Source organism: Thermogemmatispora carboxidivorans (genome assembly GCF_000702505.1).
GTDB lineage: Bacteria > Chloroflexota > Ktedonobacteria > Ktedonobacterales > Ktedonobacteraceae > Thermogemmatispora > Thermogemmatispora carboxidivorans.
The window spans coordinates 3,276,442-3,298,076 of sequence record NZ_JNIM01000001.1; the positions used below are offsets into that span (position 1 = coordinate 3,276,442).

A 21,635-nucleotide genomic window follows, 5' to 3' on the forward strand; every position below is an offset into this window, starting at 1 on the left:
GATACTCCGTTCGGGCCATCAGAGAGGGAGAGAGCCACACCCCTAGAGCAGACGACAGAAGATGGCTTTGAGATAGAGGGTCTCGGGCATAGCCAGCCTGACAGGATGATCGCAACTATGGGTCAACACTTCCAACACCTGGACCTCGCGGCCAAGGGCGCGCGCCGCCAGCGAGAGCGTCCCCGACAGATCATCCAGGCCGATCACCCCCGAGCAGGAGCAGCTCAGCAGGATACCAGCAGGACGCAGGACACTCATGCCCAGCATGTTCAAGCGGCGATAGGCGCGCAGAGCCTGTGACCTCGCCCCCTGGTTGCGCGCAAAGGCTGGCGGATCAAGGACAACGATGTCGAAGCGCTCACCCCGCGCCCTGGCCTCCTCCAAATAGGCAAAGACATCGGCAACGACAAAGGCATGCTGGCTGGCATCCAACCCGTTGAGCGCAAAGTGCCGCTGCGCCATCGCCAGCGCCGGCTGTGAGCTATCAACGCTGGTCACCCGCACTCGCCCATCGCTCAGGGCCGCGATCAGCGAAAAGCCACCGGTATAGGAGAAGCAATTGAGCACGCGCACCAGACCCTCGGGCGCCAGTTCCGCGACCACAGCCCGTACATACTTGGCCAGCGCGGCCCGCTTGTCGCGCTGATCAAGAAAGAAGCCAGTTTTTTGGCCACGCCAGGGATCAATCAGATAGCGCACACCGTTTTCGCGCCCTTCGACCTCTGGTGGCACCTCGCCAGCCAGCAAGCGCGGCTCCTCCAGGGCCAGCCCCTCACGACGCCGCGCCTGGCTATCGTTGCGCAGGAGCAGCCCACATGCCCCCGTCTCCTCAAGAAGCGGCTCCACCAACAGGGGCAGGAGGCGCTCCATGCCAAGCGTGTGCACCTGAGCCACCAGAACCTCAGCATAGCGATCGACAATCAGGCCAGGCAGACCATCACCTTCTGAATGGATCAGCCGATAGATGTTGGTGACGGCAGGATCGAAGACACGGCGCAGCTCTTGCGCGCGGCGGATACGTCGGCGCAGCAACGCAGCATCGATCGGCTCCTCACGGCGCGTCAGCAGGCGGATCGCAATATCGGTGTGAGGATGATAATAGCCGCGCCCGAGGAACTGCCCCGAGGCCGAGCGCACCTCAACCAGCCCACCCGGTTCGACCTCGCGCGGCACCTGCTGCAAGGCTCCCGAGAAGATCCAGAGATGCCCGTTGAGCAGCGGCTCCTCGCGCTGCGGCTTCAAACGTACCTGCGGATAGACAGTCGTAGTCGTAGACATCGACAATGGCCAGCCCCTTGCCTGCCGGCAGCCTCGCCTCATGACATCTCAGCCAGGCAGACCACCGGCGCTACTCGTCGGCCATTATAGCATACGGATCATCGGCAGCAAGGGGAGCAGTCCCTTCGTCCTGGAACCAGGCCAGCAGCTCACGCAGATGGACGACGGCCCCGACGACGACCACCGCTGGCGCCCGTATGCCGGCCTGAGCGGCGCGCTCCGCAATTTCGGCCAGCCTGCCCTGAACGGCGCGCTGCCGGGGCAGTGTTCCCCACTCGACCACCAGGGCCGGAGTCGTGGGGTCGAGTCCCCCGGCCTGCAGCTCAGCCGCAATCTGCGGCAGCGTCTTCACGCCCATCAAAATCACCAGTGTCCCCCCAACACGCGCCAGCGTGCGCCAATCGACAGCGCTCACCTCAGTGCCGCGCTCCTTGTGACCGGTCACAATGGTCACCAACGAGGCCAGGCCACGATGGGTGACTGGCACCCCCGCGTAGGCCGGCACAGCCAGAGCGGCACTGACTCCCGGCACCACCTCGAAGGGAATCCCAGCCTGCGCCAGCGCTTCCGCCTCCTCACCACCGCGCCCAAAGACAAAGGGATCGCCACCCTTCAGACGTACCACCAGGCGCCCACAGCGGGCATGCTCGATCAGCAGGCGATTGATCTCCGCCTGGGGCAACTGATGACAGCCCGGTTGCTTGCCAGCAAAGATCAGCTCCGCCTCGGCCCGCGCCTCCGCCAGCAGCTCAGGCGCCACCAGGCGATCGTAGATCACCACGTCGGCGGCGCGCAGGCAGCGTAACCCCTTCATGGTAATCAGCTCGGGCGCTCCGGGGCCAGCGCCCACCAGGTAGACCTTGCCGCGCTCAAGCGCCGCCCCCAGCTGCTCCAACTTCTCGCTCATCCATCCCCCTTCCTCTCTAGGAGGCCAGCGAGCGGCCATCAGCGGCGCCGGCGCTCTTCTCATCGAAAGAGTGAGCTACCTCCACGCCATAGCGGCGCAGGAGCTCCGCCGTGAGAGCACGGGCCTCGGCCTCGGCACCAGCTTCCAGATGAGCCAACACCGGCGAGCGGTAGAACTCCTGAAAGAAGGCATCGCGCTGCTCATAGGTGACTCCCTGGGTCCGCAACAGGGCCCGCGCCTCCGCGGCCAGGCGCAAGAAGGCCCCGTAAGCCGGCGAAAAGTGCTGCTCCAGTTCCTGGCGGATCAGCTTCGCCAGGCCCGGGCTCACTCCTTCCGTCGAGACCGCCACCGTCAAGGGATCGCGACGCAGAATCGAAGGTGTGATGAAATTGCAGCGCTCGGGCAGATCCACAATGTTGAGCAACTGCCCACGCTGCTGGGCCTCGCTCCAGACGGCCTCTACCAGCTCCGGCTCGCGTGTCGTGGCAATCACGACAAAAGCCCCTTCCAGATCCCCAGTCTGATAAGGGCGTCGCTGCAGCTCAAGCTGCGGGCCCAGCTCCTGCACGACCTGCCCTAGCTCCACGCACCACTCCGGAGCAATCAGACAGACCCGCGCCCCACAGGCGGCGAAGGCCCGAACCTTCTCCGCCGCAATGCGATCGCCCCCGATCACCACCACGCGCCGCCCGCGCACATCGAGCATAATCGGGTAATAGTTCGGCATCTCGGTTGCCGTTCCTCTCTGCGCTCTCTCAGCTCTCTAACACGCTCTCTCATAAGCACAAAACAGCACAATCACCTACGCCACGTTGCCCCATCTTTCCAGCACCCGCTCCGCCCAGCAGAGTTCATAGACAGCGCGCCTGCTTCTCCCGCAGAGGAGCAGGCGCGCACTGTCTCAATGCAAGCCACTCGGCTCGCGTTCACTGAGGGTCAAGGCCCGCTGACGCAGATACTCCACCCCGACGCGCTGGCAGTAATCGCCGAAGGTCTCGCCGGGAGCACGCTCATCGCGCCAGAGCACCAACAGCGGGCGAAGAGTAGCCGGGATTTCCCGCAAAGGTACCGAGGCGGCGTAGAGGGTCGTCAGACGCGTATTCTCCCAATCGCCGCCGACGTAGATATTGTAGAGGTCCTTCGAGCGGCCCACAAAGCCGATATCACCCATATAGGGACGGGCACAGCCATTGGGGCAGCCGCTCATACGCAGACTGAGGCGCTCAGCAGCGAGGCCCAGCTCCTCCAGCTGGTGCCCGATCTCGTCCACCACGCCGGGCAGAGCGCGCTCAGCCTCAGCCACCGCCAGCCCACAGGTCGGCAAGGCCGGGCAGGCCATCGCATAGCGCTTCACCCCCAGCTTCGTGGGGTCCGTCTCGATGCCATACTCGCGGAGCAAGGTCTCCAGCGGCTCACGCTGCTCCGCCGTCAGATCGGTCAGCAGGATATTCTGCTGTCCGGTTAAACGGATACCAGGGCGGAAGGTCTCGATCGCCCGCCGTAGGCCGGTGCGCAACTGGCAGGACTCGCTATCGCGCACTCGCCCATTCTCTACATAAATCCCCAGGAACCAGCGCCCATCTCCCTGCTCATGCCAGCCCAGATGATCATCGACTCCCTCCCAGTGGAGAGGATGAGGATCAGCCACCGCATGGCCCAGACGCCGCTCTAACTCAGCGCGGAACCACTCGATGCCCCGCTCCTCGACCACATATTTCATGCGCGCATGCTTGCGGTTCTGGCGATCGCCATAGTCGCGCTGGATCATCACAATGGTCTCCACCACCGATAGGGTCTTAGGCGCCGGCACAAAGCAGAGCGGCGTCCCCAGGCGAGGGAAGGTCTCAGCCTTGCCGTGGGTCATCCCCATGCCACCGCCCACCAGGACCGTAAAGCCGGCCAGCTCACCGCCATCATCCAGCTCTGCCACCAGTCCAATATCCTGGGTGTAGACATCGATACAGTTATCGCCCGGAAAAGCCACACCGATCTTGAACTTGCGCGGCAAATAGGTCGGCCCGTAGATCGGCTCCACCGTCTCCTCATCGTCCGGCGCCCCCACCGTCTGGACATGCTGCCCATCGATCCAGATCTCATGATAGGCCCGGCTGCGCGGCGCCAGATGACGAGCGATCTGCCGCGCCACCTCCTGTACTTGCGCCTGGGCCCGATTGCGCGCCGGCGCCGGACAGGCCATCACGTTGCGGTTCACGTCGCCACAGGCCGCCAGCGTCGAGAGCAGCGCCTCATTGATGGCGCGGATCGTCGCGCGCAGATCGTGTTTCAGAACTCCATGCAGCTGAATACCCTGGCGCGTCGTGAAGCGTAAGGTTCCATTGGCATAGCGGCCCGCCAGATCATCTTCGACCAGATATTGCTCGGCGGTCAATGCGCCCCCCGGAATACGCGAGCGGACCATGAATTGATAAGCCTTTTCCTCACCCGCGGCCTTACGCGCCTGACGCAGGTCACGGTTCTCCTGCTGATAGATTCCATGAAATTTGATGAGCTGGACCTGCGCCTCGCTGAAGTGCGTGCCGTCCTGAGCCAGCTCCTCGGCAATCGCCCCACGCAGATACTGGCTCTCAGCCTTGACGCGCTCTACCTTGCTGCCGCCGCCGACTCCCAGACTCAGGAGATTGTTACCAGCGGAAGAAGGGGTCTGATGCTCTTGCTCGGTCGCCATACCTCAGTCCTCAAAGTTGACATAATGGATCAACTATAGCAACTATTAATTAACATACGATACAGAGCACTGTTTGTCAATAGGCGCACCAGAGCAACGGCGCAGGGGGCCGAGGGAGAGCACGGCCCGAAGGGAGCTGGCGACGGCGGCAGCGAAGCCAGAGAGGGCCAGGTCAGGCGAGACCATGCGCGCGCTTCAGAGCGCAGCGCAGTCCACGGCGCCGGTACAAACAACAAGCGGGCCAGTGGGGAGGTCCCCAGTGACCCGCGTACAGAGACAGCTCATCTTGGGTACGGCATCCTGCCGCAGCGGCAAGAAGGCGACCTTGTCCTTCCTGCCAGCTGGTCGGCTGAGCACTGACGCTGACGCTTGCAGAGTAAGCAAGCGGGCGAGTGAGTAAGCGAGGGAGGAGCGACGGAGACAAAGGGCGGGAGACTCCGCTAGCTCCTCTCTCTTCAACTGCTACCGGTCGAGCGTCCGCCTGTAGGCGTGCTCACTCGTCGGTCTTCTTCTGCAACTGGATGGCGGCGATCACCGGCTGCGTGCAGCGATCGCGTTCAGCCAGACGCTGTTCTGCCTTATAAAGATTATAAGCGCTATTGATAAGAGCGATATGAGTAAAAGCCTGGGGATAATTGCCCAGAGCCACGCGATTGCGCGAATCGATCTCCTCCGAGAAGAGGCCGAGATTCCCGCCATAGGTCAGCAAGCGTTCGAAGAGCGAGCGCGCCTCATCGAGGCGGCCCTGCATGGCCAGATTATCGATCAGCCAGCAGGTACAGATCGTAAACGTACCCTCCTGGCCGGGCAAGCCATCCTCCGACAGGTAGCGGTAGACGAAGCCATGCTCATCCGTGAGCTGCTCCATAATGCGATCGACCGTTGAGCGCATCCGAGGGTCGTCGGCAGGGATGAAGCCGATCAGCGGCAGGAGCAGATTGGAGGCATCAAGGGCCGTGCTCGCATATGATTGGGTGAACGCACCGATCTCGGTATTATAGCCGTGGGCCAGCACATCCGCCCGAATCTGATCGCGCACGCGGTACCAGCGCAAGAGATCAGCCTCCAGATGGAGCTGCTCAGCGGCGCGGATGCCGCGGTCCAGGGCGACCCAACACATGACCTTCGAATACACATAGTGGCGAGGCTCGCCGCGCATTTCCCAGATGCCGCGGTCCGGCTCATGCCAGTGGGCACAGACGTAGTCGACCAGCGAGCGCAGCATTTCCCACAGGGGGCCTTCCAGCTTCTCGCCGTAGCGTTCGAAGCCACCGCGACGGCGGTAGAGATGGATGCAATCCAGGATCTCGCCGAAGACATCCATCTGCTTCTGATCGGCAGCGGCGTTGCCGATGCGCACCGGGCGCGAGCCACAGTAGCCCTCCAGATGTGGCAGCTCCTGCTCCGGCAACTCGCGCTCGCCACGGATGCCGTACATCACCTGCAGATCCTCGCCGTTAGAATACGACAGGCGGCGCAGCCAGTAGGTAAAGGCGCGGGCCTCATCGGTAAAGCCGAGAACGAGCAGGGCATAGAGCGTAAAGGCAGCGTCGCGCAGCCAGGTAAAGCGATAGTCCCAGTTGCGCACGCCTCCGATCTCCTCTGGCAGCGACGTTGTGGGTGCGGCCACCAGGGCGCCAGTTGGCGCATAGGTCATCATCTTCAGCACTAGGGCGCTGCGCCGAACCCATTCGGCATATGGGCCATCGTAGTTGATTCCCGAGATCCAGCGTCGCCAGCAATGCAACGTATGGGCCAGCTCCGCGGTAAAATCGCGCTGGAGCAGCTCCTGCTCCACCAGCTTCCGTGCCGCGCGCAGGCTGCGCCCCATACCGATCGCAAAGATCAGCCGCTCGCCCTCGCGCAGCGTGGCTTGCGCCACCAGAGCGGGATGGAGGGTCTCCGGCTCCTCCCCCTCGTCCGGCACGATCTCCAGGGAGAAGCCCGGCAGCCGATAGGCCCCAATGATCGCCAGCCCAATATGCTGCTGGCCATCCGAGATCACCGCCCCCGTAGCATCGGGCAGCAGCTCGATCTGGCTCGTCGTCGCTCCATAGCTGGGCGTCGCCTTCAGGGTTACCGTAATCGGCAGCTCTCCATGCGTGCATTCCACAATGCGCACCAGGCTATGGCACGAGCCGTCCTCATACGACCAGGTATTGTTATTCAAGCCGCGGTAGGGCCAGGCCTCCAGCGACTCCACCGGCATGAAGTCGGTGAGCACGATCTCTCCGCCAATGCTTGTAAAGCGCGTCTGCAGCACATTGCTATCGCGAAGATAGCGCTGAACTCCAGGAATCGTGTTATCGGTCGGGGCAATCTGGAAAAAGCCGCCACGCCTCGCATCGAGCAGCCGACAGAAAATGGCCGGGCTGTCAAAATCGGGCAGGCAGGCCCAGTCTACCGAACCATCCGGCGCTATCAGCACAGCTGAATGACAGTCTCCGATGACTCCATACGCTCCGATGGGCTGATAAGAGCGATTTTTGGTGTTCAACCCAACCATAGCACGAATCTTCCCTTTAGTGAGCTAAACTCTTGCTTTTAACAGCTCCTTCCGAAAAGAACCGGGCTTGCCGAGCCTTCTGCGGGGCTCCCAGGTTCCTTCCTCTGTGGGGCTCTTCCCCACTGAAGCCGGCTCCTTCTCCGGCCCCTTTTGTGAAGAGGACGGAGCAGAACCCTCTCTGGTAACAAGATATCAGCATAACCCTAAAAATGGGGGAAGAGCCGGTTTCCCCTCCCCTGCTTTGGCAGAGGAGAGATCGCCTGGAGAAAAAAAGATTCCCTTTCCCCTTTACTTCTAAAGACCGCTGGCCCCGCTCCTTTCTGACAGCCCCGCCTCTTGCCAGCTCCTTCTGGCTATCCTTCTCTCGCCACCTGCCCCCTCACTCTTCTAGACTCCCTTGCCCATCCCCCTGTCCTGGCGGCGGCCCTCCCCTCCGCCCCGCGGACAGCAGCGCTAGCCTCGCGTGGCCACCGCCGTGGTAGCGCCGGGGCTACTCCTACATGTGGTGAGAACGGAAGAAAAGCGCTGAGGTAACGACGACCAACAATTGTGGGCTGCCTTCCTTCTGCGCTGCTCTCATTCCCACCTGCCACTGCCTCCTCCACCGCCTACTCTTTAGAAAGAAAAAACCGGCCATTTTATTTCTTCACCACGCCTTCGCCGGCGGCTGCTCTCCTCAACAGCTCCCCCTCAAGCCAGCCGCCCCCGCTCTCGCCATCGTGCCAAAATAAAGAAAGGAGGGATGGATGGGGTATCTCATCCATCCCGCCATTGCTGACCGGTACAGGCATCATTCTAATCGCATTCGGGCCTGCTGTCAAATAGCCTGGGCCTCCTTTCCCCCGGTCCGGCTATTCGCTCGCACGCCCTCTGCCTTCAAGGGCAATCAAAAACTGCTTAGCTTAGCCCAGTAGTTGGGCAGTACCCAGGACTTTTTGGGGGAGGGTTCTCGCCTGGCGCGCTCAGCCCTCCCGCAGCCAGCGCGCTACATCGGGTGCAAAATAGGTGATGATGATGTCGGCGCCAGCCCGGCGAATGCCGGTTAAGACTTCCATCACGATGCGCCGCTCTTCCAGCCAGCCCTGCTGAGCCGCCGCCTTGATCATGGCATATTCTCCGCTGACATTGTAGGCCGCCAGCGGTAGATCGCAGTGCTCGCGCACGCGCCGGATGACGTCAAGATAGGCCAGAGCCGGCTTGACCATGACGATGTCGGCCCCCTCGGCAATGTCCAGCTCGACCTCGCGCAAGGCCTCGCGCACGTTGGCCGGGTCCATCTGATAAGAGCGACGATCCCCAAATTGGGGAGCCGACTCGGCGGCTTCGCGGAAGGGGCCGTAGAAGCCAGAAGCATATTTGGCTGAGTAGGCCATGATCGGCGTCTGGGCAAAACCTCGCTCATCGAGCAGATGTCGAATGGCGCCAACACGCCCATCCATCATGTCCGAAGGAGCAACGATATCGGCGCCGGCTTCGACATGCGAGAGGGCCATACGCGCCAACAGCTCCAGCGAGGGATCGTTTTGCACTTCGCCACCGGCAATCAGGCCGCAGTGACCGTGGCTGGTATACTCGCAGAGACAAACGTCGGTCACGACCAGCAGATCCGGCACCGCAGTCTTGATGCGCTGGATAGCCCGCTGGATGATGCCCTCGGGATGGTACGCCTGCGAGCCTTGCTCATCCTTGGTGGCGGGAATGCCAAAGAGCAGAACAGCGGGAATGCCCAGAGTCGCCACTCGCTCAGCCTCGCCCGCCACCTGCTCCAGCGGCCACTGTACCACGCCCGGCATGGAAGCGATCGGACGCGGCTCGCTGATGCCCTCGGCGATAAAGAGTGGATAGATCAATTGCTCAACTGCAAGATGGGTCTCACGCACCAGCCCGCGTAGGCGCTCCGTCCGGCGCGTGCGCCGCAGGCGTGTGATGGGGAACTGACTCATGCCATCGCGCTCCTTTCCTCCTTCCTGCCTCTCTTCCTTGCTTTCTCCCTTCCCTCTCTCTTTCTCTTTCTTTCTTTCTTTCTTTCTTTCCTCACCCCTTCCTTTGGCCTCTAGAGCTCCAGCCCCCACCCTTGGTTAGGGCCGCGAGCTGGAGCTGGCATCGTTTCTTGCCACGACCCGCAGCGCCTGTGCAATGGCATGCAAGGTCTCTTCAAGCATGGCATCGCTGTGAGCCAGCGAGAGGAAACAGGTCTCAAACTGCGAAGGTGGGAAGTAGATGCCACGCTCTAAAAGGGCCCAGAAGAAGCGCGCGTAGCGCTCGCTGTCGGCATTTCTGGCCGCAGCATAGTCGCGCACCGGCTCCGCGCTGAAGAAGAGGCAGAAGAGCGAGGCCAAACGTACGACCTGTATTGGCAGCCCAGAGGCCTCCACCGCCGCGCGCAGACCCTCCTCCAGCAGCGCCCCCTTGCGCTCTAGCTCCTCGTAGCAGCCGGGCTTTTGCAACTCTTTGAGGGTCGCGATGCCAGCAGCCATAGCCAGGGGGTTACCGGAAAGGGTCCCTGCCTGATAAACCGGCCCCAGCGGGGCGACCAGCTCCATGATAGCACGCTTTCCACCGTAGGCTCCCACCGGCAGACCGCCGCCGATGATCTTGCCAAAGCAGGTCAGGTCAGGCAGAATGGCCGTGCGCGCCTGCATGCCCCCCAAGGCTACGCGGAAGCCCGTAATCACCTCGTCAAAGATCAAGACGGCCCCGTACTGGGTGGTCAGACGACGCAGCGTCTCTAGAAAGCCGGCTTGAGGCAGCACCAGGCCCATATTGGCCGCCACCGGCTCTACGATCACCGCCGCAATCTCCTCGGGATAGCGCTGAAAGGCTTCCTCAACGGCAGCGCTGTCGTTGTAGGGCAGGCTGATCGTGTGAGCCGTCGCCTCTGCCGGCACCCCAGCGCTGCCGGGCAGGCCCAGCGTGGCCACGCCCGAGCCAGCCTGCACCAGCAAGAGGTCGGCATGGCCATGATAGCAACCATCAAACTTAATGACCTTGGAACGCCCCGTATAGGCGCGGGCCAGGCGCAGCGCGCTCATGGTGGCCTCCGTGCCCGAGTTAACGAAGCGCACCAGTTCAACTGAAGGGACGCTTTCCACTACCAGACGGGCCAGCTCGTTCTCGGCCTCGGTCGGCGCCCCAAAGCTAAAGCCGCGCCGCGCCGCCCGGGTCACCGCCTCGACTACCGCAGGATGGGCATGACCCAAAATCAGCGGCCCCCAGGAGCCAACGTAATCCAGATAGTGGTTGCCATCAACATCATAGAGATGGGCCCCCTCACCACGCTCGATAAAGACTGGCTCCCCTCCCACAGCGCGGAAGGCCCGCACCGGACTGTTGACCCCCCCAGGCATGAGGCTCTGAGCCTCACGGTAGAGGGCCCGCGACCATTCTCGTCCCGCCTTTTTGCCTGACTGTTGCCGCTCCGTTTGCATCGCCAGCTCCTTCTATAGATCCATACTCGCCCGTACTCATCTCGCCCCTCTATTGCTCCATCCAGGCTGCTGCCTGCCCAGGCCCCCAGTCAGTCAGCCAGCTCTTGGGATCACGCTCCAATGTCGTCCAGGATCTCCGGCAAGGAACGCGCAATACAGGTGAACATGGGCGTATCGCGCAAGGTGTACTGGCTGGCCTCGCTCTCGCGCATCTCCTGCACGAGGTCAAGAAAATCCGCCACGCTATCGGACTCAAAGGCGACGACAAATTCTTGATCGTCCAATCCAAACGAGTAGGTGGTGTGGATCTTGATGTTGGGATAGGCCACCCCCATGCGAATATGCTCGTCCATCATGCGCTTGCGCTCCTGCAGCGGCAGAGCATACCAGGGGCGAGTCTTGACAAAAGGATAGACGAAGAGATAGGGCTTGTCTTCCAGCGTAATGACCAGCCGCGGGTCATGCGCCGCCCCGCGCGGACCTTTGCCCACATAGACGGAGCGCTTGGTCATCGAGAGGAATGAGCGCACTTCGGGCAAATACGGGCCGATAGCGCTGCGGCGAATCTTGCTGCTCAATCCCTGTAGATGCTCGATATCGTAGGTCGCCTGCCAGAGCATAAAATCGCAATCGGAGCGCAAGCCATAGAGGGCATAGCTGCGCATCAGCGAGCACTGGGCATATTCATTGTAGATGGCCAGCAGCTCCTCGCGGCCCGCGCGCCGCTGCTCGGCAGGCAGGCGCAGCCACTGGGGATCAAGCTTGTAAAAGACGAAGCGCACAAGCTGACGAGGCTGCTTCGCTTTGGCCCGGGCTGGTTCTTGCTCGGGCTGAGTGGTGACTGTCTGCTCAACCGTCTCCATCTGACCTGACATGGCCTTTCTCTCTTCTTCGCTTCTCTCTATCTACTCTAACACACCTTGTCCGGTGTTGCTATCCGTTTCTTGTTGATTCGCTCTCTGGCGTCCTTCCAGGACCAGACAGAGAGACGCCGCCCATTCTCGTCTCGCCAGACAGCGTTTTACACTGCCTGTTCTTGAGGAGCCTGAGTCTGGTGACGATAATAGGCCACAATGGCCGCGACCAGCCCCTCGATGGTAAAGGGCTGGGCTTCGACGGCTACCTGCAGGCCCAGGGCGCGCGCCGTGGTGGCAGTCACGGGACCAATGCAGGCGATCACCACCCCCTGACGGGCGAAGAGCATGCCTGGAGTGGTTCCTGCCGCCTGTTCTCCCATCGCCTGCTCCAGCCAGCGCACAAAAAAGCGGACCGTCGACGAGCTGGTAAAGGTAGCCAGCGAGAGGCGTCCCTCTTCTATCGCTGTCAGAACCTGCCGCCCGCGTGGATCATCGCCAGCCGCCGGCAGGGTGCGATAGGCTGGCACCTCCTCGACCAGCATGCCGGCCTGACGCAGCGCCTCGGCCAGCACCCGCCGGGCCTCGGCAGCCCGCGCCAACAGGACCCGCTGACCCGCCGGGCCTCTCCCTTGACGCTGGCATTCCGCTAACAGGGCTGCGGCTACCTGCTCAGCCACATACTCCTCGGGCACCAGCACCCCACTCACACCTTGTTCGGCCAGGGCTGCCGCGGTGGCTGGCCCAATAGCAGCCACCCGCGTCGCTCCCCTAGCCAGCAGGGTCGGCTCCAGTCCCAGGGTACGCAGGCGCTCAACGCAGAAACGCACCCCGTTGACGCTGGTAAAGACCAGCCAGTCATAAGGGGCGCGTCCTTCCTGAGAACCAGCTGCCAGACGCTCCAAGGCCCGATCAAGCGGCGCCCAATCTTCTGGCGGCACCAGGCGAATCACCGGAAAGCTCAGCGTCTCCGCCCCAAGAGCCTGCAGGCGACTGCTGAGGGCCTCGGCCTGCTCCTGAGCGCGCGTCACCAGAATCGTCCGCCCACGCAGCGGCTGCCCCTGATCCTCAACAGCAACCATCATCGCACCTCCTCCTTACGTGACGTGACGTGTCGTGTCGCAGCACTGCGCTGACCATCTCCTGGCTCAGACAGTGCTGGCAGCGCGGATCTCGGCAATAATCTCCTCGGCTCCCTGGGCCAGGGCCTGCTCGGCCAGCATCATTCCCAGGTGAGCCGCCAGGCGCAGAGCCTGCTCAGTATGCCAGGCAATGCTTCCCTGGACACGGACCGCCCGGCGCCCGTCCAGGCTGATCACCAGGGCCCGCAGATGCAGGCGATCATCAGCCAGCCAGGCATGGGCTGCAACCGGCAGGTAGCAACCAGCACCCAGATGGCGCATGAAGGTCCGCTCAGCGCTGGCAGCTGCCTGGACCTCCACATCGTTGAGCGGGGTCACTAATGGCACCAGTTCCGAATCTGCCCGCAGCTCTAAGGCCAGAGCTCCCTGACCGGGGGCTGGGAGCAGCATCTCCACTGGCAAACACTCCAGGCGATCCGCCAACCCCTCAAAGAGGCCAAGACGACTCAGCCCCGCCGCAGCCAGCACAATCAGATCGTACTCGCCAGCCTCGAGCTTGCGCAGGCGCGTATCGACATTGCCACGCAAGGGGAGAATCTGCGCCTGCGGATAGAGCGCGCGCAATTGGGCCGCGCGACGCAGGCTGCAGGTCCCAATGCGTACCCCAGGCTCAGCAGGCGAGCCGAGAAAGTCGTGGCGGCGCACCAGCACATCCCGCACGTCCTCGCGCGGCCCCGGCACCAGAACCAGCAGGCCATCCGGCAGCGCCGTGGGCAGATCCTTCAGACTATGGACCGCCAGATCGACCACCCCGGCCCGTAGGGCGCGCTCGATCTCTGTCACGAAAACGCCATCACCGCCAATCTGCACCAGTGGCGCCTCTGTCGCGCGGTCCCCTTGGGTATGAATCGGCTCAATGATGATCTCCAGCTCGCGATACAGCTGCCGCAGCCTGGCGATCACCGTCTGCGTCTGAGCCAGGGCCAGCTTGCTGGCGCGTGTCCCGATCACTAGTCTGTTCATCCGTCGCCACTTCCAGATCAAAAAGATAGCGCAGCGCCTCGGCGTAGACATGACCACGCCCGGCAGCAGCAGCTTCCTTGAGGCGCGTCACCGGCTTATGGAGGACCTTATTCATCAGGCGGGTGGTCAGCTCCTGGATGGCCGCCAGCTCTCGCTCCGAGAGCGAGGGGGCAAGCTGGCGCAAGGCGCGCGCCAGCTCCTGCTGACGGAGAGCCTCCACGTGCTCGCGCAGCTCGACGATGGTGTCGGTCACGCTCAACGAGCTGAGCCAGCGCGCAAAGGCGTCGACCTCCTCGGCGATAATGCGTTCAACCTGAGTCACTTCCTGCAGACGCAGGCGAATGCCCTCATCAACCACCAGGCGCAGATCGTCAATATTGTAGAGATGAACGCCGGGCAGCCCTCCCACCGCCGGATCAACATCGCGCGGCAAGGCAATATCAATGATGAGCAACGGGCGCCCCTGCCGCCGCGGCAGAACCGCCCGCATCATTTCCTCAGTGACCACCGTATGGGGGGCCGTTGTTGAAGTAATGACCACATCCGCCTCTACCAGCGCCTCCGGCAGCTCGCTAAAGGGATGGGAACAGGCCCGCTCCCCAAGCTGCTCCACCAGCTGCTGGGCATGCTCGGCGGTGCGATTCACGATGATCAGACGACGTGCCCCGTTGTCGCACAAATTACGCGCCGCCAGCTCGCTCATCTGGCCCGAGCCAACAAGCAAGACCGAAGCTTCGTTGAGATGGGGGAAGAGCTGACGCGCTAATTGGACCGCCGCATGGCTGATCGAGACCGCCCGTCGACTGATGCCTGTTTCACGACGTGCCCGCTTGCCCGTGACCAGCGCCGCGCGGAAGAGGGCCGAGAGGATCGGCCCGGCAAAGCTTCCTCCCTGGGCCAACTCCAGAGCATCGGCTACCTGCCCCTGGATCTGCGGCTCTCCCGGGATCAGCGAATATAAGCCGCAGGCCACGCCGAACAGGTGACGCGCCGCCTCCAGGTCGGTATAGGTGTAGCAGTGCTGCTCCAACGGTACTCGCTCTACACTACGCTGCTCGCAGAGCACCCCGAGCAAGGCCTCACGCCCCCCCTGCTCCCCCTCCGCACAGACCGCGTAGAGTTCGAAGCGGTTGCAGGTCGATAGCAACACGGCCTCCTGCACAACCTGGCGCACCGCTCTCAAGAGCGCCGCCACCTGACGCGGTGCACAGGCTAGCTGCTCACGCAACTGAATCGGCGCCGAAGTGTGATCAACGCCTACCAGGACAATCTGCATGCTCTCCTCAACAGCTCACAGAAGAAATCTCTAAAATCTCAAATCATTGGCGGTCTATGGAGATTTTAGCGATTCTCTCTGAAGAGTCAAGGCCGAATCCCCGGATATCTCATCAGGTAATCACCGTATTTTGTCTCAGGTGGACTGCACTAAAAAAAGAGGGCGACCGCTGTGGCTCGCTCTGCTCGCCGCAGAGATCGCCAGCTCGCCAGTCGCCACATTGCTCTCGCCGGGCGACGCCGTTCTGCTGCTGTATATAGTACCACACACAGACGACCCGGCTGCCAGTGCGCAGGAAGCCCAGGAAGGGCCAGATGCTCGTCAAGCAGAAAGCAGACTGCCTGACCTGGCCAGCCCTCAGCACAGAAGCCACACGCGCTCGCTCCCTCAGAACACTGGCTACCCGCAAGATAATCATAGGATAAAGAAACCAGGCGGGCAACTGAGACCTCCGGCACCCTGGCGCGGCACCTAAAAACTGAAGGTCTCTTACCTGCCTGCCTGGCAAAGAACAGAAGTAAGGAGAGAAACGACGTAGGCGTCAGGGCCTTCTCTGGCTGGAAGGCAGCCAGGAACGGCAGCAAGGAGGCGCAGACCTCCTAGGCAGCCAGAACCTTTTCCAGGTTCTTGAAGAACGTGCTCAGCGAGTTCTTGGCCACACCCTGCCCCACAGGATTGTTCGCAACAGCAATCGGGCCACTCATCTCGGCATTGGCATCATAGGAGAGCAGGGCCCCATCTGGCTCATCGGCCAGCGTGATCTGAGCCGTGGCATCAATCGAACCACCACGCCCCTGGCGCTGCAGCTGCAGCACAAGGAGATTGGGCGCCTGACGCTGGACAATATTCAGCAGAGCGGTATAGGTGCCCTTCAGCCCCGGAATCGGAAGCGAAAGCGTCACTTTCAGATGATTCTCGTCAGCGTACTCGACAGCCTCACAACCAGGAATACACTGCTTCAGCACCGCCGGATTCAAAATAGCTTCAAAGACGCGCTGGCTAGGTGCATGAAACTTATACGTACCGTTGAACTTCATCCAGATCCATCCTTTTGCAGCAGTAAAATAACTGGTATGTGCCGCGTTCCTCAGTCAGCCAGCCTGCTTGAGAAGCAGCTCCTGACCACTGGGCAACGTCGGGCTTTATTCTAGCCACTCGCTACAGCACTTTCAAGCCCGCAAGATTGAGGATACCTTATATTCCTATGCACGAAGCCGCCCTCTGCCCTCTGGCCTAAATGTGCTATCTTCCCCTCCCCTCTGTCTCTCTCTGTGTTATACTGCCTGAAAACGTCCTACAGAGTATCAGCGTATGTAGAGAGGCCAGATCTCTCCAGCGCCGCAACGTGTACGTGTTCGTCTGGAAGGGAAGCATCATGGTTCGGAGAGAAGAAGACATCAATTTCGAACAAGAGCAGCAACAAGAGCAGCTCCACTGGCGCAGGCGAGCCGAGCGAGGTCGCAAGCGGTTGTCGGCTTCCGTTGAGGATGTGCTGGCCGAGCGCCCGAGCAACGAGTCCCTGGAGGAAGAGGAATCCGAAGAAGCCGAGCTGGTCCGCGCCCACGAGGCAGATGCCCGGTCCGCCGGGTTGATTCCACCGCGCCTGAGCCTGCAGTCACGCGAGCTGGCGGTGCCGTCAGCCGAGGGAGATGGTACGACAGAGCCGGAGCCGCCCCAGCCTGGGTCAACTCTGGCCCCGCTTGCCCCTGAGAGCCAGGGCAGCGCTCTCCACGAGAAAGACGAGGCAGAGAAGCAGGCAGCGAATCGTGTGCTGGCAGCTTTTGCGCGGCGTTTCACTGCCTCTTTGGCCGCTTTAGGTAAGGTGCGGCAGCCAGGCCAGCGTCCGCCCGCGCCGGTCACAGCGGTGCTGCCGGCTCTGCCAGCGGGCAGCGAGACCGGAACGTCTTCCACGACCGCGAACGCTTCCGCTAGCACACCGTCAGTCTCCGGGCCCACGCCCGCGCCCTCACCGGAGCAGCCACCGATGGCCTCTCCTCACACCGTGACTGTCTCGGCGGTCGGGAGCAACCACGAGAGTGGGGCCAGACCGGTGGCTGGCGCCAGGCCGTCAGCAGCCTCGCCTCAGCCTCGTGAGGCGGCCCGCCCCTCTTCTCAACGTCTGGCCGGGCGGACAACACGTGTCCGCCTGGAGGCGGCCCCCAAGCTCGCCGGTCCTCCCGCTGCCCCGGCAGGTCCGAGCCTGACCGCGCCTCCCCAGACCACCCGTCCGCTTCCAGCTCTGGGAAGTGGCTATCCCCAGGCCAGGGTTTCGGCGCGACCGGGTCCCGCCACCCCTCCACCTGCGCCGCAGGGGTCCCCCCCGTCTGCCGCTGCTTCGGCAGCACGCCCACGCCCGGATCGACAAGAGCAGCCGGCTCCCGCTACAGCAGGTGCGCCCGCGCTCCCCTTCCGCTGGCAAATGGGCAAAAGCTGCTTTACACGCGGACAGGGCGAGGCCGCCGTGCATTGCCCTACGGTTGGCGAGACTAGCGTCGTGCTGGTGACCTTAACAGGCGACCCCGGACCAGTGGTAGTGCAATACGTGTCGCTGCAACCAGGACGAGGGTTCACGGTTCACCTGAGTGCCCCCACCCAGCGGGAGACGCCTTTTCACTATGCCGTGCTCGAAAGTGCACCGCTCAGTAGCGACGTCGAGCGCTCGCAGCCAGGCAACGGTTAGCGCCTGGACACGGCTCCTTGCTCCACACCAGCGAAGCCACTTCCGTTCTGACCGGCCCGGCCCGGCCCGGCCCGTTCTTGGTCAGCACTCGCCGCGCGCCTCCGCCTCCAGGCGGCGGAAGAATTCGCACATGAAGGCGTAACGCTGCCGGGCCAATTGGCGGCCTGTGGCCGTGCAGAGCTTTTCAGGCAAATCCTCGAAAAGGAGCTGAAACTCGATCGAAGGGGAATAATCCGGGCGATCGCGTAGTTCTCGCACACGCAGCGGGGTAAGAGGCAAGACCAGATCCTCCGGTAGGGGGGCATAGACCCGTTGTCCGCGCCGACCAGTGATCATATAGAGGCGCCCAATCCCAATGGCACCCAACGCATCCAGCTTATCGGCATCGTAGAGCACCTGGCCCTCCAGCGAGCGCGGTCGCCGGCCAGCAACCAGGCGATGATCGGCGATAGCCTCCTGCACTGCCGGGATCGCCTCCTGGGGAAAGGGCGTACCGCGTAGCAGCTCGGCGGCCATCTGGGCCCCAATCAGCGCGTGGTCGCCGCCCTGCCGACGCTCCCGTTCCTGGCCGATATCGTGCAGAGCCACTGCCGCCCAAATGACGGACAGCTCGCCCCCCTCACGTCGCTGAATCGTCTCGGCCAGGGTCATTACCCGCAGAATATGATCTATATCGTGCGCCGCATCGCTGCCCCCCTCACGGAGCATGGTCGCACGCGCCAGCTCCAGCAACCAGCCTCGCAGCTCAGCAGGCTCCGCCTGCCCTTCTTTCGCCTCTGGCACCTGCTCACTCCTGCTCTAGGCTTCAGCTTTGCAGGGCTGGGAGTGTCAGGATAAAGCGACTCCCCTCGCCAGGTACACCACTACTCTCTACGCGGATCGAGCCACCGTGCATGCGCAGGATCTCGGCGACAAAGTAGAGACCCAGGCCCAGGCCTCGCGCCTGGCCGGTACCAGTGTTGGGGGCACGATAGAAGCGTTCAAAGAGATGTTCCTTGGCCTCTGGCGGGATGCCAATGCCGCGATCCTCTACCTCTACCTGGATCAGATTGCCGTCCGTTTGCGGACAGCGGCAGAGGGAGAGGAGCACCGGCCCACCCTGCGGGCTGTATTTTATCGCATTTTGAATGAGGTTGACAAGCACCTGAAGCAGACGCTCGCGATCGCCACTGACCAGATAGGGGCGTCCACCTTCGTCAACCCGACAGGCCAGATCATGGAGGGCCGTGGCCGTGCGATGCTGGGCTACCACCTGCTGCGCCAGCTCTTCCAGGTCTACTCGCTCACGAGCAATGACAAGCTGTCCACGATTGATCTGGGTGGCCTCCAGGAAGGTATTGACGATGTTGGTCAGCAGGCGCGTCTGCTCTTCGATCATCCCCAATTGTTCAAGTAAGCGCTCGCGTTGGCGTGGGCCGCTGCCACGGTTGAGGGTGCGCCTGGCATATTGGGCGTTGGTCAGGATGATGGTGAGCGGCGAGCGAAACTCATGGGCGGTAAGGGCCAGGAACTCATCTTTGAGGGCGTTGGCCTCGCGCATGGCGGCCTCGCTGGCACGGGCAGCAATGGCCTCATGCTGCCAGCGAGCCTGTTCGATGGCCAGGCCAGCCAGCTGGGCTACTCCCTCGATGACCGCCATCTCCCAGATCGTAAACTCGTACTGCGGCTCGCTCTCTTCATCGCCGCCCTCGCTCTCTCCGAGAGGGAGGGTTGAGGGCCGCGCCAGGAGCATGACCCCGAGCAGACGCCCGCTGTGGGTGATGGGCGCCACTAAGGTCAGCCAGCGGCTGGCCCCCGGAGGCAAGACGGGCAGCTGGCCGCCTGGCAGTTGGCTACTGTGACCGTGGCCCCGGCTGAGGCGGCGCAGGTGCAAAAATTGGCTCGGTGTGAGTAGGAAGGCGTGGCCTGCACTTAACTGGAGAAAATAATCTTCGTGATCCAGCAGGGCTGTGAGTAGCCAGTCAAGCTGCTGCACTTCGGCCTGGCCACTCGCCCGGCGCTCGCTCGCTTCTGGAGGGTTGCCAAGGAGGCCAGCATCGGGCTGCTCTCGCTCGAGATGGAGACGCTCACCAGGCCGGCCCTGCTCTGGATCATAGAGCGCCACCAGTCCACGCTGGCAATCGAGGGCCTGGAGGGCCATGCTGAGCACGCTGCGCAGAATAGCCGTCACCTCGGTCAGTCCAGAGAGCGCTTCCGCCATGCGCAGCATGGTCTCCAGGGACTGATGGATATGCTGCTCGATACGCATCTGGGAGGTGATGTCGCGGAAGGCGCTGACGACGCCCAGCTGCTGGCCGGTTGGGGCCAGGAGAGGCGCTACGTTGATTTCAAGAATGCGTTCGCGCCCATCAGCGCGGCGCGTGATGAAGCGCTCTCCCCGTACCTGCTCGCCGCGCAAAGCCCGGGCCAGCGGAAAATCTTCGCTGCGCAGTGGCTGCCCCTGCAGAGTGTAGACCGGATGGCGGCGCAGCAACTCCTTCAGGGTGACTGTTCCTTCCAGGCGCCCCCCAACAAACTCACGCGCGGTGGCATTGGCCATCAGAAGCCGCCCCTCCATGTCGAGCACCGAGATGCCCTCGGTCATGGCATGGAAGACCGCATTGAGCGTATTGGCTCGCTCGGTCGCCAGGGAGGCGGCACGGCGCGCCTGCTCCAGTAACTGGGTCTTCTGGACCGCCAGAGCACACTGGGCAGCGATGTCCTGGGCAAAGGTATAGTGGTCCTTGGAGGGCCGGAAATGGGGATCACTAAAGCTGACGAAAGCCAGGCCCACACAGCATGGGCCAGACTGGCCCTGCTCGTCCGTGGACAAAGATGAGCGCACCCCCACCATCAGCGGCGTAATCAGGGTATGCTCTAGATTCTGCGTCTGGAACCAATGCAGCTCAGTGATCCCCAGACGATCAAGTGAGACAAAGAGTGGCGCGCCATTCGTGGCCGCCTGACGACAGAAGGGTAGCTCGTCCAGCGAGGCAGCCAGTCGCCCTCGCAGCGGCGACACAGCCAGAAGCGGCTTCTCAGCGACGTTCTCTCCACGCCTTCCCACCGCTTCCTCTTTGCGAGACCGCCCCTGCGTTTCCTGCTGCGCCTCGTCTGCCTCTTCGGGAGTGCAGGGAAAGTAGAGCCGCCCCTCTTCCAGTAGGAGGATCTTGCCGCTATCAGCCCTTAAAACCTGCCGCAGCTGCTGGGTGGCAATTTCCAGAATCGTCGGCAGGTCTTCGTCGGAGTTGACGGCCATTGCTACCTGATAGATAGCCTGAGATCGCTCAATCAGCTGTTCAGCCCGCTGACGCTCTCTCTCCACCCGCTGATAGAGACGCGCGTTATCGATAGCCACCGCCGCCTGTTGGCCAATGGCACGCACCAGCTGCTGTTGCTCCGCTGAGAAGCTGCCGTGTTCCCCCGGGTTGTCTAGCGACATCACACCGACTGGACGATCTTCACGGACGAGAGCCACCAGCAGGATCGAACGCACAAGGAATAGCTCGGCCAAGGCCCGCAGCGAGCGCTCATCACGCAGATCGTAGATGTAGAGCATCTCACGCCCGCCGAGCAGACGGCTCATAAGCGCATTCGTTGTGGGAATGGTACTGCGATACCAGAGCTGATCTGCAATACGCTGGCGTTTGGCGTCGACAAGCTCGCGCGCCAGGTGGTAGACAACGGGGCGCAGGAGCTGGCGCTCCTCATCATGAAGCCAGACGGCGCAGCGCCCAACCCGGCAAACCTCAGTCGTCCGCTGCACCAGTACCTGGAGCACACGGTCTAGATCCAAAGAGGAGGCCAGCAGGCCAGCCAGCTCGCGGAGAATCTCGCTCTCACGTAAGGCGCTTAGCAAGCGCTGGTGTTCACTGTTCTGGCTAGAGGCAGGCTGTTCCTGCGATGGCATGCACATGACCTCGCATCATTTCCAGA

Annotated in this window: 16 protein-coding genes; 1 reads left to right on the top strand and 15 read right to left on the bottom strand. The window is 62.6% G+C overall.

Features of this window, described 5'->3' with window-relative positions:
* Positions 1-42: 42 nt before the first annotated feature.
* The 13 genes from N688_RS12850 to N688_RS12915 all read right to left on the bottom strand — a co-directional run bounded on the left by N688_RS12850 (position 43) and on the right by N688_RS12915 (position 16,077).
* Positions 43-1,278, bottom strand: a complete 1,236-nt coding sequence (locus tag N688_RS12850; RefSeq protein ID WP_052889647.1) for a class I SAM-dependent rRNA methyltransferase — start codon at positions 1,276-1,278, stop codon at positions 43-45.
* Between the two features lie 70 nt (positions 1,279-1,348).
* A complete protein-coding gene (gene cobA, locus N688_RS12855) occupies positions 1,349-2,185 on the bottom strand; it encodes a uroporphyrinogen-III C-methyltransferase (RefSeq protein WP_052889648.1) in 837 nt (278 codons plus the stop codon).
* Between the two features lie 16 nt (positions 2,186-2,201).
* Positions 2,202-2,912 (bottom strand): precorrin-2 dehydrogenase/sirohydrochlorin ferrochelatase family protein, encoded by a 711-nt coding sequence (locus tag N688_RS12860; RefSeq protein ID WP_052889649.1) that lies wholly within the window; start codon positions 2,910-2,912, stop codon positions 2,202-2,204.
* A 174-nt stretch (positions 2,913-3,086) separates the two neighbouring features.
* Entirely contained in the window at positions 3,087-4,871 is a 1,785-nt protein-coding gene (locus N688_RS12865; protein ID WP_081838814.1) for an NADPH-dependent assimilatory sulfite reductase hemoprotein subunit, read from the bottom strand.
* Between the two features lie 493 nt (positions 4,872-5,364).
* Entirely contained in the window at positions 5,365-7,377 is a 2,013-nt protein-coding gene (locus N688_RS12870) for a glycoside hydrolase family 15 protein (protein WP_052889650.1), read from the bottom strand.
* A 962-nt stretch (positions 7,378-8,339) separates the two neighbouring features.
* Positions 8,340-9,320, bottom strand: a complete 981-nt coding sequence (hemB, locus tag N688_RS12880) for a porphobilinogen synthase (protein ID WP_052889652.1) — start codon at positions 9,318-9,320, stop codon at positions 8,340-8,342.
* Between the two features lie 135 nt (positions 9,321-9,455).
* Entirely contained in the window at positions 9,456-10,805 is a 1,350-nt protein-coding gene (hemL, locus tag N688_RS12885) for a glutamate-1-semialdehyde 2,1-aminomutase (RefSeq protein WP_052889653.1), read from the bottom strand.
* A 110-nt stretch (positions 10,806-10,915) separates the two neighbouring features.
* Entirely contained in the window at positions 10,916-11,680 is a 765-nt protein-coding gene (locus tag N688_RS12890; RefSeq protein ID WP_052889654.1) for a chlorite dismutase family protein, read from the bottom strand.
* Positions 11,681-11,826: 146 nt separating this feature from the next.
* Positions 11,827-12,744, bottom strand: a complete 918-nt coding sequence (locus tag N688_RS12895) for a uroporphyrinogen-III synthase (RefSeq protein ID WP_052889655.1) — start codon at positions 12,742-12,744, stop codon at positions 11,827-11,829.
* 63 nt (positions 12,745-12,807) lie between these two features.
* On the bottom strand, positions 12,808-13,764 hold the full coding sequence (gene hemC, locus N688_RS12900) for a hydroxymethylbilane synthase (RefSeq protein ID WP_052889656.1): 957 nt from the start codon (positions 13,762-13,764) through the stop codon (positions 12,808-12,810).
* A complete protein-coding gene (gene hemA / locus N688_RS12905) occupies positions 13,655-15,040 on the bottom strand; it encodes a glutamyl-tRNA reductase (RefSeq protein WP_052889657.1) in 1,386 nt (461 codons plus the stop codon). The genes hemC and hemA overlap by 110 nt, the downstream gene beginning before the upstream one ends.
* Positions 15,041-15,152: 112 nt before the next feature.
* On the bottom strand, positions 15,153-15,413 hold the full coding sequence (locus N688_RS12910) for a hypothetical protein (RefSeq protein ID WP_052889658.1): 261 nt from the start codon (positions 15,411-15,413) through the stop codon (positions 15,153-15,155).
* A 226-nt stretch (positions 15,414-15,639) separates the two neighbouring features.
* Positions 15,640-16,077: an SRPBCC family protein gene (locus N688_RS12915; protein ID WP_052889659.1), complete on the bottom strand. Its 438-nt coding sequence runs from the start codon at positions 16,075-16,077 to the stop codon at positions 15,640-15,642.
* 338 nt (positions 16,078-16,415) lie between these two features.
* Between N688_RS12915 and N688_RS12920 the strand changes: the two genes are divergently transcribed.
* Positions 16,416-17,720, top strand: coding sequence for a hypothetical protein (locus N688_RS12920; RefSeq protein ID WP_052889660.1), 1,305 nt, complete (start codon positions 16,416-16,418; stop codon positions 17,718-17,720).
* Positions 17,721-17,801: 81 nt separating this feature from the next.
* On the opposite strand, the gene N688_RS12925 is transcribed toward N688_RS12920, so the two are convergent.
* Complete coding sequence (locus N688_RS12925) at positions 17,802-18,503, bottom strand: HD domain-containing protein (RefSeq protein WP_052889661.1); 702 nt, start codon at positions 18,501-18,503, stop codon at positions 17,802-17,804.
* 22 nt (positions 18,504-18,525) lie between these two features.
* Positions 18,526-21,609 (bottom strand): sensor histidine kinase, encoded by a 3,084-nt coding sequence (locus tag N688_RS12930; protein ID WP_162179556.1) that lies wholly within the window; start codon positions 21,607-21,609, stop codon positions 18,526-18,528.
* Between the last annotated feature and the right edge of the window lie 26 nt (positions 21,610-21,635).

Bases quoted from the DNA above. Each gene is read 5' to 3' on its own strand.
- hemC (WP_052889656.1), bottom strand. From the start codon at position 13,764: ATGAACAGACTAGTGATCGGGACACGCGCCAGCAAGCTGGCCCTGGCT.
- N688_RS12890 (WP_052889654.1), bottom strand. From the start codon at position 11,680: ATGTCAGGTCAGATGGAGACGGTTGAGCAGACAGTCACCACTCAGCCC.
- N688_RS12860 (WP_052889649.1), bottom strand. From the start codon at position 2,912: ATGCCGAACTATTACCCGATTATGCTCGATGTGCGCGGGCGGCGCGTG.
- hemL (WP_052889653.1), bottom strand. From the start codon at position 10,805: ATGCAAACGGAGCGGCAACAGTCAGGCAAAAAGGCGGGACGAGAATGG.
- hemB (WP_052889652.1), bottom strand. From the start codon at position 9,320: ATGAGTCAGTTCCCCATCACACGCCTGCGGCGCACGCGCCGGACGGAG.
- N688_RS12850 (WP_052889647.1), bottom strand. From the start codon at position 1,278: ATGTCTACGACTACGACTGTCTATCCGCAGGTACGTTTGAAGCCGCAG.
- N688_RS12915 (WP_052889659.1), bottom strand. From the start codon at position 16,077: ATGAAGTTCAACGGTACGTATAAGTTTCATGCACCTAGCCAGCGCGTC.
- N688_RS12865 (WP_081838814.1), bottom strand. From the start codon at position 4,871: ATGGCGACCGAGCAAGAGCATCAGACCCCTTCTTCCGCTGGTAACAAT.
- cobA (WP_052889648.1), bottom strand. From the start codon at position 2,185: ATGAGCGAGAAGTTGGAGCAGCTGGGGGCGGCGCTTGAGCGCGGCAAG.
- N688_RS12920 (WP_052889660.1), top strand. From the start codon at position 16,416: ATGGTTCGGAGAGAAGAAGACATCAATTTCGAACAAGAGCAGCAACAA.
- N688_RS12870 (WP_052889650.1), bottom strand. From the start codon at position 7,377: ATGGTTGGGTTGAACACCAAAAATCGCTCTTATCAGCCCATCGGAGCG.
- hemA (WP_052889657.1), bottom strand. From the start codon at position 15,040: ATGCAGATTGTCCTGGTAGGCGTTGATCACACTTCGGCGCCGATTCAG.
- N688_RS12930 (WP_162179556.1), bottom strand. From the start codon at position 21,609: ATGCCATCGCAGGAACAGCCTGCCTCTAGCCAGAACAGTGAACACCAG.
- N688_RS12895 (WP_052889655.1), bottom strand. From the start codon at position 12,744: ATGATGGTTGCTGTTGAGGATCAGGGGCAGCCGCTGCGTGGGCGGACG.